A 15,777-nucleotide genomic window follows, 5' to 3' on the forward strand; every position below is an offset into this window, starting at 1 on the left:
TCTGCGCCAAGCTTTCCCGAGGATTTGCATCGCCCACGAACTTCTACCCTAAGTCATTAATTCACAATGGAATGTGCCAATGAAGTGATCTGAGTCAGCTGTTTGATTAGCGCACGGATTTATTCTGTGGTCTCTCTTCTCCTGCATTGGAGTTATGCGATGTCTGAATCTCCCGGAAAACTACGACTCGGCGCACTGGTTGCACTTGTCGTGGGCTCGATGATTGGCGGCGGGATCTTTTCACTGCCGCAAAACATGGCCGCCAGTGCCGATGTCGGCGCGGTATTGATTGGTTGGGTAATTACCGCCATCGGCATGTTGACCCTCGCTTTTGTGTTCCAGACCCTCGCCAACCGCAAGCCCGACCTCGACGGTGGCGTGTACGCCTACGCCAAGGCGGGTTTCGGCGATTACATGGGTTTCTCGTCCGCCTGGGGTTACTGGATCAGCGCGTGGCTGGGCAACGTGGGTTACTTCGTGTTGCTGTTCAGCACCCTGGGTTACTTCTTCCCCATTTTCGGCGAAGGCAACACGCCGGCTGCGGTGATCGGTGCCTCGGTGCTGCTGTGGGCCGTGCATTTCCTGGTGCTGCGCGGGATCAAGGAAGCGGCGTTCATCAACCTGGTGACCACCGTCGCCAAGGTCGTGCCGCTGGTGCTGTTCGTGCTGATCGCGCTGTTCGCATTCAAGCTGGACATCTTCACCGCCGACATCTGGGGCGTGAAAAACCCCGACCTGGGCAGTGTGATGAACCAGGTGCGCAACATGATGCTGGTCACCGTGTGGGTGTTCATCGGCATCGAAGGCGCGAGCATCTTCTCGTCCCGTGCGGAAAAACGCTCCGACGTGGGCAAGGCCACCGTGATCGGCTTTATCACCGTGCTGCTGTTCCTGATGCTGGTGAACGTGCTATCCCTGGGGATCATGACCCAGCCGGAACTGGCCAAGCTGCAGAACCCGTCGATGGCCGCCGTGCTGGAGCACGTGGTAGGCCACTGGGGCGCGGTGCTGATCAGCGTCGGTTTGATCATCTCGCTGCTGGGGGCACTGCTGTCGTGGGTGCTGCTGTGTGCGGAGATCATGTTCGCCGCCGCCAAGGACCACACCATGCCGGAGTTCCTGCGCAAGGAGAACGCCAACCACGTACCGGCCAACGCCCTGTGGCTGACCAACGCCATGGTGCAGATATTCCTGGTGATCACGCTGTTTTCCGCCAGCACCTACCTGTCGCTGATCTACCTCGCCACCTCGATGATCCTGGTGCCCTACCTGTGGTCGGCGGCCTACGCGTTGCTGCTGGCGGTACGCGGCGAGACTTACGAAAACGCCATTGCCGAGCGCAAGAAAGATCTGTTCATCGGCGCTATCGCGCTGGTCTATGCGGTCTGGCTGCTCTACGCCGGCGGCGTCAAATACCTGCTGCTTTCCGCCCTGCTGTATGCCCCCGGCGTGATCCTGTTCGCCAAGGCCAAGCATGAACTGGGCAAACCGATTTTCACCAACGTCGAGAAGCTGATTTTCGCCGCAGTAGTCATTGGCGCCTTGGTGGCTGCCTATGGCCTCTACGACGGCTTCCTGACTCTGTAATTCTGACTGGAGGATCTGTAATGACCACGGAAAAAGTGAAGTACGGCGTACATTCCGAAGCCGGCAAACTGCGCAAAGTCATGGTGTGCTCCCCAGGTTTGGCCCACCAGCGGCTGACCCCCAACAACTGCGATGAACTGCTGTTCGATGACGTGCTGTGGGTGGCCCAGGCCAAGCGCGATCACTTCGACTTCGTCACCAAGATGCGCGAGCGGGATATTGATGTGCTGGAAATGCACAACCTGCTCACCGACATCGTCGCCATCCCCGAAGCATTGGACTGGATTCTGGAGCGCAAGATCACCGCCAACACGGTTGGCCTCGGCCTGGTCGATGAAGTCGGCTCCTGGCTGCGCAGCCTGGAGCCGCGCAAAATCAGCGAGTACCTGATTGGCGGCGTGTCGGCCGACGACCTGCCGAGCAGCTTCGGCGGCAAGACCATCGAGATGTTCCGCGACTTCCTCGGGCATTCGAGCTTCATCCTGCCGCCGCTGCCCAACACCCAGTTCACCCGCGATACCACCTGCTGGATCTACGGCGGCGTGACGCTGAACCCGATGTACTGGCCGGCGCGACGCCAGGAAACCCTGCTGGCCTCGGCCATCTATAAATTCCACCCCGAGTTCACCAACGCGGACTTCCAGATCTGGTACGGCGACCCCGACCAGGAGCACGGCGCCTCCACCCTGGAAGGCGGCGACGTGATGCCGATCGGCAACGGCGTGGTACTGATCGGCATGGGCGAGCGCTCATCCCACCAGGCCATCGGCCAACTGGCGCGCAACCTGTTCAAGAACAAGGCCGTGGAGCGCGTGATCGTCGCCGGCCTGCCGAAATCCCGCGCGGCGATGCACCTGGACACCGTGTTCAGCTTCTGCGACCGCGACCTGGTGACCGTCTTCCCCGAAGTGGTCAACCAGATCGTGCCGTTCACCCTGCGCCCGGATGAGAGCAAGCCGCACGGCATCGACATCCAACGCGAGAAAACCAACTTCCTCGAAACCGTGGCCGCAGCCCTCAACCTCAAGGCACTGCGCGTGGTCGAGACCGGCGGCAACAGCTTCGCCGCCGAGCGCGAACAGTGGGATGACGGTAACAACGTGGTGGCCGTGGAGCCTGGCGTGGTGATCGGTTACGACCGTAATACCTACACCAACACCCTGCTGCGCAAGGCCGGCGTGGAAGTCATCACCATCAGCGCCGGTGAACTCGGCCGCGGGCGTGGCGGCGGCCACTGCATGACCTGCCCGATCATCCGCGACCCTATCGACTATTAAGGAGATTCCATCATGGCTTTCAATATGCGCAACCGCAGCCTGCTGTCGCTGATGCACCACACCACCCGCGAACTGCACTACCTGCTGGACCTTTCACGCGACCTCAAGCGCGCCAAATACACCGGCACCGAGCGTCCGCACCTGCAGGGCAAGAACATCGCGCTGATCTTCGAAAAAACCTCGACCCGCACCCGCTGCGCGTTCGAAGTCGCGGCCCATGACCAGGGCGCCCACGTCACCTACATCGACCCGGTGTCGTCGCAGATCGGCCACAAGGAAAGCATGAAAGACACCGCCCGCGTGCTCGGCCGCATGTTTGATGCGATCGAGTACCGTGGCTTCGAGCAGGAAATCGTCGAAGAGCTGGCCAAGTTCGCCGGCGTGCCGGTGTTCAACGGCCTCACCGCCGAATTCCACCCGACCCAAATGATCGCCGACACCCTGACCATGCGCGAACACAGCGACAAGCCGCTGCATGACATCAGCTACGCCTACCTTGGTGACGCGCGCTACAACATGGGCAATTCGCTGTTGATGATCGGCGCCAAGCTGGGCATGGACGTGCGCATCGGCGCACCGAAAGCGCTGTGGCCGCACGCGGACTTCATCAAGCAATGCCAGGCGTTTGCCGAAGAAAGCGGCGCACGCATCACCATCACTGAAGACCCGAAGGAAGCAGTGAAAGGCGTGGACTTCATCCACACCGATATCTGGGTCTCCATGGGCGAGCCGGTGGAAGCGTGGGACGAGCGCATCGAGCAACTGCTGCCGTACCAGGTCAACGCCAAGATGATGAAAGCCTCGGGCAACCCTCGGGTGAAATTCATGCACTGTCTGCCGGCGTTTCACAACAGCGAAACCAAGGTGGGCAAGGACATCGCCGCGCGGTACCCGAACCTGGCCAATGGCGTGGAGGTGACTGAAGAGGTGTTCGAGTCGCCGGCCAACATCGCGTTCGAGCAGGCGGAAAACCGCATGCATACCATCAAGGCGATTCTGGTGTCGGCACTCGCAGATATCTAAACCTCTAGTTGGCAATGAGGACAAACGTGGGAGCCGGGCTTGCCCGCGATGCAGGCACCTCGGTCTTTCAAGAAGGCTGCAGTGATGCTATCGCAGGCAAGCCAGCTCCCACATTGACCGCGTTCCTTCATCAGAACTTTCAGAAGGACATTTTGTATGCGCATCGTCGTAGCCCTGGGCGGCAACGCCCTCCTGCGCCGTGGTGAACCCATGACCGCGGACAACCAGCGCTCCAATATCCGCATCGCCACCGAACAGATCGCCAAGATCCATGCCGGCAACGAGCTGGTGATCGCCCACGGCAATGGCCCGCAGGTCGGTCTGCTGTCGTTGCAGGCGGCGGCCTACACCCAGGTGTCACCGTACCCGCTGGACGTGCTCGGCGCCGAGACCGAAGGCATGATCGGCTACATCATCGAACAGGAACTGGGCAACCTGCTGGACTTCGAGGTGCCCTTCGCCACCCTGCTCACCCAAGTGGAAGTGGACGCCAAGGACCCTGCCTTCAAGAACCCGACCAAGCCCATCGGCCCGGTGTATTCCAAGGCCGAAGCGGAGAAACTCGCCGCCGAAAAAGGCTGGGCCATTGCGCCGGATGGTGACAAGTACCGTCGCGTTGTTGCCAGCCCACGGCCCAAACGCATTTTTGAAATCCGCCCGATCAAGTGGCTGCTGGAAAAAAGCGCTATCGTGATCTGCGCTGGCGGCGGCGGCATCCCGACGATGTATGGCGAAGACGGCAAGCTGCGCGGGATTGAGGCCGTGATCGACAAAGACCTGTGTTCTTCGCTGCTGGCCTCGCAACTGGACGCCGATTTGCTGGTGATCGCCACCGACGTCAACGCGGCCTTCATCGACTACGGCAAGCCGACCCAGAAAGCCATCGGCCAGGCCCATCCCGACGAAATGGAAAAGCTCGGCTTCGCCGCCGGTTCCATGGGGCCCAAGGTGCAAGCGGCCTGCGAGTTCGCCCGCAAGACTGGCAAAACCGCCGTCATCGGTTCACTCTCGGACATCGAAGCCATCGTCCAGGGCAGCGCCGGCACCCGCATCAGCACGGCAACACCTGGCATCACCTATCTGTGAAGTAGAGGAGAGACGCCTATGGCCACCTTTGAACCCGGTCACTTGCACGTTGAACGTCACGCACTGAATGCCCAGGACTACAGCTACAACCTGTGCATCGACTACGAAGTCAGCCAGGACCCAAAGGAGGGCAAGGGCATGCTGTTCAAGCTGCATGGCTCGGTGCAGGGCAAGGACCTCAAGGAAGAGTTCTTCCTGCCCAAGGACCAGGCGTTCGACTTTGCGCGGCATGCGATGAACATCGCGCAGAAGTATGGGATGCCGAAGGTTGCGGTATTGAACGGCTCGATGCACAAGCAGTACGACCTGATGTTCGAGGATGTGCGGCATCAATTGGATGTGAAGGCCGGGGACCCGATCAAACCCGAACACCTGGAATAAAGGTCACTCAGCTTCAACGGTGGGAGGCGGCTTGCCCCCTCCCACATTTTGATCTCCAACATCTGCAAGGCATACTTGCCGCCTCCAGCTCCCCAGAATCGTTAGCGCCCCATGCGTATCCACGTCAGCTTCATCGACCGCGTCGGCATTACCCAGGAAGTCCTGGCCCTGCTCGGTGGGCGCAATCTCAATCTGGATGCGGTGGAGATGGTGCCGCCCAACGTCTACATCGACGCGCCGACCCTCAGCGCCGATGTGCTCGAAGAACTGCGCGACGCGCTGTTCAGCGTGCACGGCGTGCAGGCGGTGACCGTGGTGGACATCCTCCCCGGCCAACGCCGTCACCTGCAACTCGACGCCCTGCTGGCCGCCATGACCGACCCGGTGCTGGCGCTGGACAGCGCGGGCAAGATCCTGCTCGCGAACCCGGCGCTGATTGCCCTGTATGGCCGCGAACCGGCCGGCGAAAGCATCAGCGAACTGTTCAACGACCCTACGCTGCTGGACACCTTGCTGGAACAGGGCTTTCGCTTGCCGCTGCGCGAGATCAGCGTCAACGGTCAGACCCTGCTGCTGGACGCCACGCCGATCACTGACGCGGGCGCCCTGCTCACCCTCTACCAACCCAACCGCATCGGTGAACAACTGTCGGCGCTGCACCATGATCATGCGGAGGGCTTTGACGCGCTGCTTGGCGAGTCGCCGGTGATCCGCACCCTAAAGGCGCGCGCTCAGCGCGTGGCGGCGTTGGATGCGCCGCTGTTGATCCAGGGTGAGACCGGCACCGGCAAGGAATTGGTGGCGCGTGCCTGTCACGCCATCAGTGCACGTCACAGTGCGCCGTTCCTGGCCTTGAACTGCGCGGCGCTACCGGAAAACCTCGCCGAGAGTGAACTGTTCGGCTATGCGCCCGGTGCCTTTACCGGCGCGCAACGCGGTGGCAAGCCGGGGCTGATGGAACTGGCCAACCAGGGCACGGTGTTCCTCGATGAGATCGGCGAGATGTCGCCGTACTTGCAGGCCAAGCTGCTGCGTTTTCTCAATGACGGCAGCTTCCGGCGTGTCGGTGGCGACCGTGAAGTGAAGGTCAATGTGCGCATCCTCAGCGCCACCCACCGCGACCTGGAGAAGATGGTCAGCGAAGGCACCTTCCGCGAAGACCTGTTCTACCGCCTCAACGTGCTCAACGTCGAAGTACCGCCCCTGCGCGCACGCGGCCAGGACATCCTGTTGCTGGCCCGCTATTTCATGCAGCAGGCCTGTGCGCAGATCCAGCGCCCGGTCTGCCGCCTGGCGCCCGGCACTTACCCGGCGCTGCTGGGCAACCGCTGGCCGGGCAACGTACGCCAGTTGCAGAACGTGATCTTCCGCGCCGCAGCGATCTGCGAAAGTAGCCTGGTGGACATCGGCGACCTCGACATCGCTGGCACCTCGGTGGCGCGCCAGAGCGACGGCGAAATCGACAGCCTGGAACAGGCAGTGGAAGACTTCGAGCGCAACCTGCTGGAAACCCTCTACACCAGCTACCCCTCGACTCGCCAACTGGCCAGCCGCTTGCAGACTTCCCATACGGCGATTGCCCATCGTCTGCGCAAGTACGGCATTCCCACCGGCAAGCCCTGACTGGCTGGGTCGTTAGAGGTCAAATGCGGGAGGGGGCTTGCCCCCTCCCGCATTGGCAGCATTCCAAACGTCGACCGCATTACAGATTTTGGTCTGAGAACGACATCCGCTGTACTGAAAGCGCTACAGCGTAACGATATCGCTACAACCCTGTTTTTTACGCGCCATGCAAGGCTTTGATCCACATAGGCTTTTTTTCACAGGCCCAACTGTAGCGAAATCGCTACAGCCAACATGCATATCCTCATAATCGATTTTATCAAGCTATTGATTTACAACGGTTTAATCACGTTGGCCGCGATATTGCTAAGCAACTCCCCATTATTCCAATCCCGTCCACCAGACGAATCTGGCCCTGAGGAGTTTCCATGAGCGAGTTGCGTTTCACTGAAGATCACGAATGGCTGCGCGCCGAAGCCGACGGCAGCGTCACCGTGGGTATCACCGCTTTTGCGCAGAACGCGCTGGGTGATGTGGTTTTCGTGCAACTGCCGGAGTTGCAGGCCTACGACAAGGGCGCTGAAGCGTCCACCGTGGAATCGGTCAAGGCCGCCAGCGGCGTGTACATGCCGCTGGACGGGGAAGTCCTCGAAGTGAACGACAAGCTTGACGGCAGCCCGGAACTGGTCAACGAAGACCCGATGGGCGAAGGTTGGTTCTTCCGCTTTAAACCGGCCGATGCCGGGGCAGTCGCTAAACTGTTGGATCAGGACGCGTACGATCGCCTGATCAAAGCCAACGCTGAAGCTTGAGGAGCGCGCCATGACCGTTAATCTCACCACCGCCAACGAATTCATCGCCCGCCATATCGGCCCGCGCCACGAAGACGAGCAGCAGATGCTCGCCAGCCTGGGCTTTGACTCCCTGGAAGCCCTGAGCGCCAGCGTGATCCCGGAAAGCATCAAGGGCACCAGCGTGCTCGGCCTGGAAGACGGCCTCAGCGAAGCCGAGGCCCTGGCCAAGATCAAGGCCATCGCCAGCAAGAACCAACTGTTCAAGACCTACATCGGCCAGGGCTACTACAACTGCCACACGCCGTCGCCGATCCTGCGCAACCTCCTGGAAAACCCGGCCTGGTACACCGCCTACACCCCGTACCAGCCCGAAATTTCCCAAGGCCGCCTGGAAGCGCTGCTGAACTTTCAGACCCTGATCAGCGACCTCACCGGCCTGCCGATCGCCAACGCCTCCCTGCTCGACGAAGCCACCGCCGCCGCCGAAGCCATGACCTTCTGCAAGCGCCTGAGCAAGAACAAGAGCAGCAACGCCTTCTTCGCCTCGATCCACAGCCACCCGCAAACCCTCGACGTGCTGCGCACCCGTGCCGAACCGCTGGGCATCGACGTGGTCGTCGGCGATGAGCGTGAACTGACCGACGTCAGCCCATTCTTCGGCGCCCTGCTGCAATACCCGGCCAGCAACGGCGACGTGTTCGACTACCGCGAACTGACCGAGCGCTTCCACGCCGCCAATGCCCTGGTGGCCGTGGCCGCCGACCTGCTGGCCCTGACCCTGCTGACCCCACCGGGTGAGTTCGGCGCCGACGTGGCCATCGGCAGCGCGCAGCGCTTCGGCGTGCCGCTGGGCTTTGGTGGCCCGCATGCGGCGTACTTCTCCACCAAGGATGCGTTCAAGCGCGACATGCCGGGCCGTCTGGTCGGCGTGTCCGTCGACCGTTTCGGCAAGCCGGCCCTGCGCCTGGCCATGCAGACCCGTGAGCAACATATCCGTCGCGAGAAAGCCACGTCGAACATCTGCACCGCCCAGGTGCTGCTGGCCAACATCGCCAGCATGTACGCCGTGTACCACGGCCCTAAGGGCCTGACCCAGATTGCCCGGCGCGTGCACCAGCTGACGGCGATCCTGGCCAAGGGCTTGACCGCCCTGGGCCTGACCGTCGAACAAGCCAACTTCTTCGATACCATTACCCTGAACACTGGCGCCAAGACCGCCGCCCTGCACGACACTGCCCGCGCACAAAGCATCAACCTGCGCGTGGTGGACGCCGAGCGCCTGGGTATTTCGGTTGACGAAACCACCACCCAGGCCGATATCGAAGCCCTGTGGTCGATCTTCGCCGACGGCAAGTCCCTGCCGGCCTTCAACGACAGCGTAGACAGCACCCTACCTGCCGCCCTGCTGCGCCAGTCGCCTGTGCTCAGCCACCCGGTGTTCAACCGCTATCACTCGGAAACCGAGCTGATGCGCTACCTGCGCAAACTGGCCGACAAGGACCTGGCGCTGGACCGCACCATGATCCCGCTGGGCTCGTGCACCATGAAACTCAACGCCGCCAGCGAAATGATTCCGGTGACCTGGGCCGAATTCGGCGCCCTGCACCCATTCGCCCCAGCCGAACAAAGCGCCGGCTACCTGCAATTGACGTCCGAGCTGGAAGCCATGCTGTGCGCGGCCACCGGCTACGACGCGATCTCGCTGCAACCGAACGCCGGTTCCCAGGGTGAGTACGCCGGCCTCCTGGCCATTCGCGCCTACCACCAGAGCCGTGGCGAGGAACGTCGCGACATCTGCCTGATCCCGTCATCGGCCCACGGCACCAACCCGGCGACCGCCAACATGGCCGGCATGCGCGTGGTCGTCACCGCGTGCGACGCACGTGGCAACGTCGACATCGAAGACCTGCGCGCCAAGGCCATCGAGCACCGCGAGCACCTTGCGGCCTTGATGATCACCTACCCGTCCACCCACGGCGTGTTCGAAGAAGGCATCCGCGAAATCTGCGGCATCATTCACGACAACGGCGGCCAGGTGTACATCGATGGTGCCAACATGAACGCCATGGTCGGCCTGTGCGCCCCGGGCAAGTTCGGCGGCGACGTGTCCCACCTGAACCTGCACAAGACCTTCTGCATCCCCCACGGCGGTGGCGGCCCGGGCGTCGGCCCGATTGGCGTCAAGTCGCACCTCACGCCGTTCCTGCCCGGCCACGCGGCCATGGAACGCAAGGAAGGCGCGGTGTGCGCCGCGCCGTTCGGCAGCGCGAGCATCCTGCCGATCACCTGGATGTACATCAGCATGATGGGCGGCGCAGGCCTCAAGCGCGCTTCGCAATTGGCGATCCTGAATGCCAACTACATTTCCCGTCGCCTGGAAGAGCACTACCCGGTGCTGTACACCGGCAGCAACGGCCTGGTGGCGCACGAATGCATCCTGGATCTGCGCCCGCTGAAGGACAGCAGCGGCATCAGCGTGGATGACGTGGCCAAGCGCCTGATCGACTTCGGCTTCCATGCGCCGACCATGTCGTTCCCAGTGGCCGGCACCTTGATGATCGAGCCGACCGAAAGCGAATCCAAGGAGGAACTGGACCGTTTCTGCAACGCCATGATCGCCATCCGCGAAGAAATCCGCGCAGTGGAGAACGGCACGCTGGACAAGGACGACAACCCGCTGAAAAACGCACCCCACACCGCAGCTGAACTGGTAAGTGAGTGGACCCACCCCTACACCCGCGAACAGGCGGTGTATCCAGTGCCATCGTTGATCGAAGGCAAGTACTGGCCGCCGGTGGGGCGTGTCGACAACGTGTTTGGTGACCGAAATCTGGTGTGTGCGTGCCCGTCGATCGAGAGCTACGCATAACCAAAGGATACATTGGGTACAAATGTGGGAGGGGGCTTGCCCCCGATTGCGGTGCATCAGCCACAGATAAGCTGACTGACACACTGTCATCGGGGGCAAGCCCCCTCCCACACTAGATCGAGTCAACTTTCAGAAAATAATAAGAAACCGGAGAACAACCATGTCCCTTAGCGTGTTCGACCTGTTCAAGATTGGCATTGGCCCCTCCAGCTCCCACACCGTCGGCCCGATGCGTGCGGCCGCTCGATTCGTCGAGGGTCTCAAGCGTGACAACCTGCTGAGCGCCACCACCTGCGTCAAGGTGGAACTCTATGGGTCGCTGGGCGCCACCGGCAAAGGCCACGGCAGCGACAAAGCCGTACTGCTGGGCCTGGAAGGCGAACACCCGGACACTGTGAATACCGAAACCGTGGCAACACGCCTGGCGCAGATGCGCAAGGACGGCCACCTGAACCTGCTCGGTGAACACCGCATTGCGTTCAACGAGAAAGAACACCTGGCGATGATTCGCAAACCCCTCGCCTACCATCCCAACGGCATGATTTTCCGTGCCTTCGACGCCGCCCATATCCAGATCCGCAGCCGCGAGTACTACTCGGTCGGCGGCGGTTTTGTGGTGGACGAAGACGCCGCCGGTGCCGACCGGATTGTCGAAGACGCCACCCCCCTGACCTTCCCGTTCAAGCACGCCAAGGACCTGCTGAGCCATTGCACCACCTATGGGCTGTCCATCAGCCAGGTGATGCTGACCAATGAAAGCGCCTGGCGCCCGGAAGCGGAAACCCGCGCCGGCCTGCTGAAGATCTGGCAGGTGATGCAGGACTGCGTGGACGCCGGTTGCCGCAACGAAGGGATTCTGCCCGGTGGATTGAAGGTCAAGCGTCGCGCGGCGGCCCTGCATCGCCAGTTGTGCAAGAACCCGGAGTCGGCGTTGCGCGATCCGTTGTCGGTGCTCGATTGGGTCAACCTCTACGCCCTGGCGGTCAACGAAGAAAACGCCAACGGCGGGCGCGTGGTCACGGCGCCCACCAATGGTGCGGCCGGGATTGTGCCGGCGGTGCTGCATTACTACATGCGCTTCATTCCCGGCGCGAATGAGGATGGCGTAGTGCGCTTCCTGCTCACGGCGGCCGCCATCGGCATTCTGTACAAGGAAAACGCCTCGATCTCCGGCGCCGAGGTCGGCTGCCAGGGCGAGGTCGGCGTGGCCTGTTCCATGGCCGCCGGTGCGTTGTGTGAAGTGTTGGGCGGCAGCGTGTCCCAGGTGGAAAACGCCGCCGAAATCGGCATGGAACACAACCTCGGCCTGACCTGCGACCCGATTGGCGGACTGGTGCAGGTGCCCTGCATCGAGCGTAATGCCATGGGCTCGGTCAAGGCGATCAACGCAGTGCGCATGGCCTTGCGCGGCGATGGGCAGCACTTTGTGTCCCTCGATAAAGTGATCCGCACCATGCGCCAGACCGGCGCCGACATGAAAAGCAAATACAAGGAAACCGCCCGTGGCGGTTTGGCGGTCAACATTATCGAGTGCTGACGCCTAACAGCGCGCCAGCACGTTTTTCAGGAGCTGAATATGTCCACCGAAACCCTGTTGAAAACCCCTCTGCACGCCCTGCACCTCGAACTGGGCGCACGCATGGTACCCTTCGCCGGCTACGACATGCCAGTGCAATACCCGCTGGGCGTGATGAAGGAGCACCTGCACACCCGTGATCAAGCCGGTTTGTTCGACGTGTCCCACATGGGCCAGATCCGCCTCACCGGCGCCAACGCTGCCAAGGCCCTGGAAACCCTGGTGCCGGTCGACATCATCGACCTGCCGGTGGGCATGCAGCGCTACGCGATGTTCACCAATGAGCAGGGCGGCATTCTCGATGACCTGATGGTGGCGAACCTGGGTAACGACGAACTGTTCCTGGTGGTCAATGCCGCCTGCAAGGATCAGGACCTCGCGCACCTGCGCCAACACATCGGCGACCGGTGCACCATCGAGCCGCTGTTCGAAGAGCGTGCGTTGCTGGCGCTGCAGGGCCCGGCCGCGGTCAAGGTGCTGGCGCGCCTGGCACCGGAAGTCACCAAGATGACCTTCATGCAATTCGCCGCCCTGCGCCTGCTGGGCGTGGACTGCTATGTCAGCCGTTCGGGCTACACCGGTGAAGACGGCTTCGAAATCTCCGTACCTGCCGCCAATGCCGAAAGCCTGGCGCGCAGCCTGCTGGCCGAGACCGAAGTACAGGCCATCGGCCTGGGTGCCCGCGATTCGTTGCGCCTGGAAGCCGGCTTGTGCCTCTACGGCCACGACATGAACACCGACACCACCCCCATCGAGGCCAGCCTGTTGTGGGCTATCTCGAAGGCCCGCCGTGCCGACGGTGCACGTGCCGGTGGCTTCCCTGGCGCCGACCAGATCTTCACCCAGCAGCAAACCGGCGTGAGCCGCAAACGTGTAGGCCTGCTGCCACAGGAGCGCACACCCGTGCGTGAAGGCGCGGAAATTGTCGACGCAGACGGCACCGTGATCGGCAGCGTGTGCAGCGGCGGTTTCGGCCCGACCCTCGGCGGCCCGCTCGCCATGGGTTACCTGGACAGCGCTTTTATTGCACTGGATACCGAAGTCTCCGCGCTGGTGCGTGGGAAAAAGGTGCCACTTCGTGTAAGTAAAATGCCATTTGTGCCACAACGTTACTATCGTGGCTGATTGACTGTTTCTATAAGTAACGAGGTTGCGTTAACGTGCACTAATCTGTAACGCAACCGCCATAAAACAGTGCACTTCCGATAGTCTTTTATAGAGGGATCAACCTATAACAAGTGACCAACTCTATCGAATAAGTCAGTTCCACACTGTTCAACAAAGTGTCATGAGCCCCAGCAAAACCTGGGCTTTTGGCAGGGCTTGTTTTTTCTCTATTAGTTGGCGTAGAGTTTGCCCACTGTGTTTGCATGGGTCGCTTGGAACCTGGACCTGGGCAGTAGCTGAAGAAGTCCGCTACAACCCGTTCGACGTCTCTTACTTTCCTGCAACCCAGCCCAGTACTCTTTCATGCGAAAGGGGCTGTCATTAATTTTTAGCGTCAAGGAAATAAGAAAATGGCTGAACGTCAGAGCGGTACCGTCAAGTGGTTTAACGACGAGAAAGGGTTTGGTTTTATCACTCCAGAAAGCGGTCCGGATCTGTTCGTGCATTTCCGCGCTATTCAGGGCAACGGCTTCAAGAGCCTGAAAGAAGGCCAGAAAGTGACATTCGTTGCTGTGCAAGGCCAGAAAGGCATGCAGGCTGACGAAGTACAAGCAGAAAGCCACTGAGTTCTTCTGCGACAAAAAGCCCCTGATGGTGACATCAGGGGCTTTTTTATGTGCATTTGCTCGTAAAATGGCTTTTTTTCATAAGAGAGCCCTGCCATGTCGAAACCCCTGCTGAGCCCGCAAGGCGAATTCCCCGCCGTTGGCCTGGGCCGTCGCCTGGCAGCGATGTTCTATGATTTCCTGCTATGCACCGCACTGCTGATCGTCACCGCGTTTATCTACAAGCTGATCTGGATCGCGTTTGTTGGTGAAGCCAGGATGCGCACCCTCACCGAATCCGGCGCGCTGGATGGCGACCCGTTGCTGTCGACGATCCTTTTATTTGTGCTGTTCGGCTTCTTCGCCAAGTTCTGGACTCATTCCGGCCAGACCCTGGGCATGCAGGTGTGGGGCGTACGCGTGCAGAACGCTGACGGCTCACGGATCAGCCTGTGGCAGGCGTTGCTGCGCTTCGTGGTGTCGATTGCGTCGTGGTTGTGCGTAGGGCTGGGGTTTATCTGGTCGCTGTTTGATAAACGCAAACGCAGCTGGCATGACATCTATTCCGACAGCCAGCTGGTTCGTATCCCCAAACAGAAAAAGTAGCGACTCAGGCGTTGCCCGCCAGCTTCAAGCGCGCGGCCTGGGTAAAGTCCAACATGCGCTTGAGCGGACGCACAGCCTGCGGGATCACCGAAGGCTCGACGAATATCTCGTTACTGCCTTCACGCAGGCACTGCAACGTGCGCTCCAGCGTGTTCATTGCCATCCACGGACAATGCGCGCAACTGCGGCACGCCGCACCATTGCCGGCGGTAGGCGCCTCGACGAAGACCTTGTCCGGGCACAGTTGCTGCATCTTGTAGAAGATGCCGCGGTCGGTGGCGACGATAAAGGTTTTATTCGGCAGGCGTTGGGCCGCGGCAATCAGCTGGCTGGTCGAGCCTACGGCATCCGCCAGCTCGATCACCGATGTCGGCGATTCCGGATGCACCAGGATGGCCGCATCCGGGTACAGCGCCTTCATGTCTTCCAACTGCTTGGATTTGAATTCTTCGTGGACGATGCAGGCGCCGTCCCACAGCAGCATATCGGCACCGGTCTGGCGCTGGATGTAAGTGCCCAGGTGTTTGTCCGGCCCCCAGATGATCGTCTCGCCGTTGTCCATCAGGCTTTCGACGATCTCCAGCGCGCAGCTTGACGTCACCACCCAATCCGCCCGGGCTTTGACCGCCGCCGAGGTGTTGGCATACACCACCACGGTGCGTTCGGGATGCTGGTCGCAGAACGCCGAGAACTCATCGACGGGGCAGCCCAGGTCCAGGGAGCAGGTGGCTTCCAGGGTGGGCATGAGGATACGTTTTTCAGGGGTGAGGATCTTGGCGGTCTCGCCCATGAAACGCACACCGGCGACCAACACGGTCTTGGCCGGGTGAGCGGCGCCGAAGCGCGCCATTTCCAGGGAGTCTGAGACACAGCCACCGGTTTCTTCGGCCAAAGCCTGGATCACCGGGTCACAGTAGAAGTGGGCAACCAGCACCGCATCCTGAGCCTTGAGCTCGGCGGCGATGGCAGTGCGCAGGCTCGCCTCTTCATCGGCGCTGAGGGCCTTGGGCTGCTTGGCGTCGAGGTGGGCTTGAACCAGAAGGCGTTCGGAAATTTGCGTCATGTTCGCAAGACCTGCAGGCGCAGTTGCGCGAAAGTCGAGTGTACCACCGGCTCTGGAGCCCTTCGGGCGCCGCCGGACGAAGTGATTGTGTTCATCAAGCACGGGTTAAGGTGAAGCTCGGCAAGGCTACAGAATATCGAATGGTTTCAAAAGCCTAATCTGGTGTTCGCGTGCGCCTGCGTCGGGCAAAAAAACGGGAAGCCCCACATGGGGCTTCCCGTATTTACCGCCGGTTTTTTT

General features: G+C 61.1%; 13 protein-coding genes. 12 read left to right on the top strand and 1 reads right to left on the bottom strand.

Annotated elements, in window-relative coordinates; genetic code table 11:
* The first annotated feature begins 159 nt into the window (after positions 1 to 159).
* The 12 genes from arcD (at position 160) to LUU92_RS22955 (ending at position 14,474) form a co-directional block, all read left to right on the top strand.
* Entirely contained in the window at positions 160 to 1,587 is a 1,428-nt protein-coding gene (gene arcD, locus LUU92_RS22900) for an arginine-ornithine antiporter (RefSeq protein WP_071489407.1), read from the top strand.
* Between the two features lie 20 nt (positions 1,588 to 1,607).
* Positions 1,608 to 2,864 (top strand): arginine deiminase, encoded by a 1,257-nt coding sequence (arcA, locus tag LUU92_RS22905; protein ID WP_071489406.1) that lies wholly within the window; start codon positions 1,608 to 1,610, stop codon positions 2,862 to 2,864.
* A gap of 12 nt (positions 2,865 to 2,876) precedes the next feature.
* Positions 2,877 to 3,887 carry an ornithine carbamoyltransferase gene (locus tag LUU92_RS22910; protein WP_058423254.1) on the top strand — a complete coding sequence of 337 codons (1,011 nt, stop codon included), beginning with the start codon at positions 2,877 to 2,879 and terminating at the stop codon, positions 3,885 to 3,887.
* Positions 3,888 to 4,043: 156 nt separating this feature from the next.
* Positions 4,044 to 4,973 carry a carbamate kinase gene (gene arcC / locus LUU92_RS22915; RefSeq protein WP_071489405.1) on the top strand — a complete coding sequence of 310 codons (930 nt, stop codon included), beginning with the start codon at positions 4,044 to 4,046 and terminating at the stop codon, positions 4,971 to 4,973.
* Positions 4,974 to 4,991: 18 nt separating this feature from the next.
* Complete coding sequence (locus LUU92_RS22920; RefSeq protein WP_058423256.1) at positions 4,992 to 5,354, top strand: DUF5064 family protein; 363 nt, start codon at positions 4,992 to 4,994, stop codon at positions 5,352 to 5,354.
* Positions 5,355 to 5,465: 111 nt separating this feature from the next.
* Positions 5,466 to 6,977, top strand: a complete 1,512-nt coding sequence (gene gcsR / locus LUU92_RS22925; protein WP_071489404.1) for a transcriptional regulator GcsR — start codon at positions 5,466 to 5,468, stop codon at positions 6,975 to 6,977.
* Between the two features lie 368 nt (positions 6,978 to 7,345).
* The gene (gene gcvH, locus LUU92_RS22930) at positions 7,346 to 7,729 is read left to right on the top strand and encodes a glycine cleavage system protein GcvH (protein WP_010208126.1); all 384 of its coding nucleotides are present in this window, start codon (positions 7,346 to 7,348) and stop codon (positions 7,727 to 7,729) included.
* Between the two features lie 10 nt (positions 7,730 to 7,739).
* The gene (gene gcvP, locus LUU92_RS22935; protein WP_257102689.1) at positions 7,740 to 10,580 is read left to right on the top strand and encodes an aminomethyl-transferring glycine dehydrogenase; all 2,841 of its coding nucleotides are present in this window, start codon (positions 7,740 to 7,742) and stop codon (positions 10,578 to 10,580) included.
* Positions 10,581 to 10,740: 160 nt separating this feature from the next.
* A complete protein-coding gene (locus LUU92_RS22940; RefSeq protein ID WP_257102690.1) occupies positions 10,741 to 12,117 on the top strand; it encodes an L-serine ammonia-lyase in 1,377 nt (458 codons plus the stop codon).
* Positions 12,118 to 12,156: 39 nt separating this feature from the next.
* The gene (gene gcvT / locus LUU92_RS22945) at positions 12,157 to 13,281 is read left to right on the top strand and encodes a glycine cleavage system aminomethyltransferase GcvT (RefSeq protein ID WP_071489401.1); all 1,125 of its coding nucleotides are present in this window, start codon (positions 12,157 to 12,159) and stop codon (positions 13,279 to 13,281) included.
* 392 nt (positions 13,282 to 13,673) lie between these two features.
* Entirely contained in the window at positions 13,674 to 13,889 is a 216-nt protein-coding gene (locus LUU92_RS22950; RefSeq protein ID WP_071489400.1) for a cold-shock protein, read from the top strand.
* Positions 13,890 to 13,985: 96 nt separating this feature from the next.
* A complete protein-coding gene (locus LUU92_RS22955) occupies positions 13,986 to 14,474 on the top strand; it encodes an RDD family protein (protein ID WP_071489399.1) in 489 nt (162 codons plus the stop codon).
* A gap of 4 nt (positions 14,475 to 14,478) precedes the next feature.
* Here the strand turns inward: LUU92_RS22955 and nadA are convergent, their stop codons facing one another.
* On the bottom strand, positions 14,479 to 15,537 hold the full coding sequence (gene nadA, locus LUU92_RS22960; RefSeq protein ID WP_060754176.1) for a quinolinate synthase NadA: 1,059 nt from the start codon (positions 15,535 to 15,537) through the stop codon (positions 14,479 to 14,481).
* Positions 15,538 to 15,777: the final 240 nt, after the last annotated feature.

The sequence above is a fragment of the Pseudomonas extremorientalis genome, from assembly GCF_024584605.1.
Taxonomy (GTDB): domain Bacteria; phylum Pseudomonadota; class Gammaproteobacteria; order Pseudomonadales; family Pseudomonadaceae; genus Aquipseudomonas; species Aquipseudomonas extremorientalis.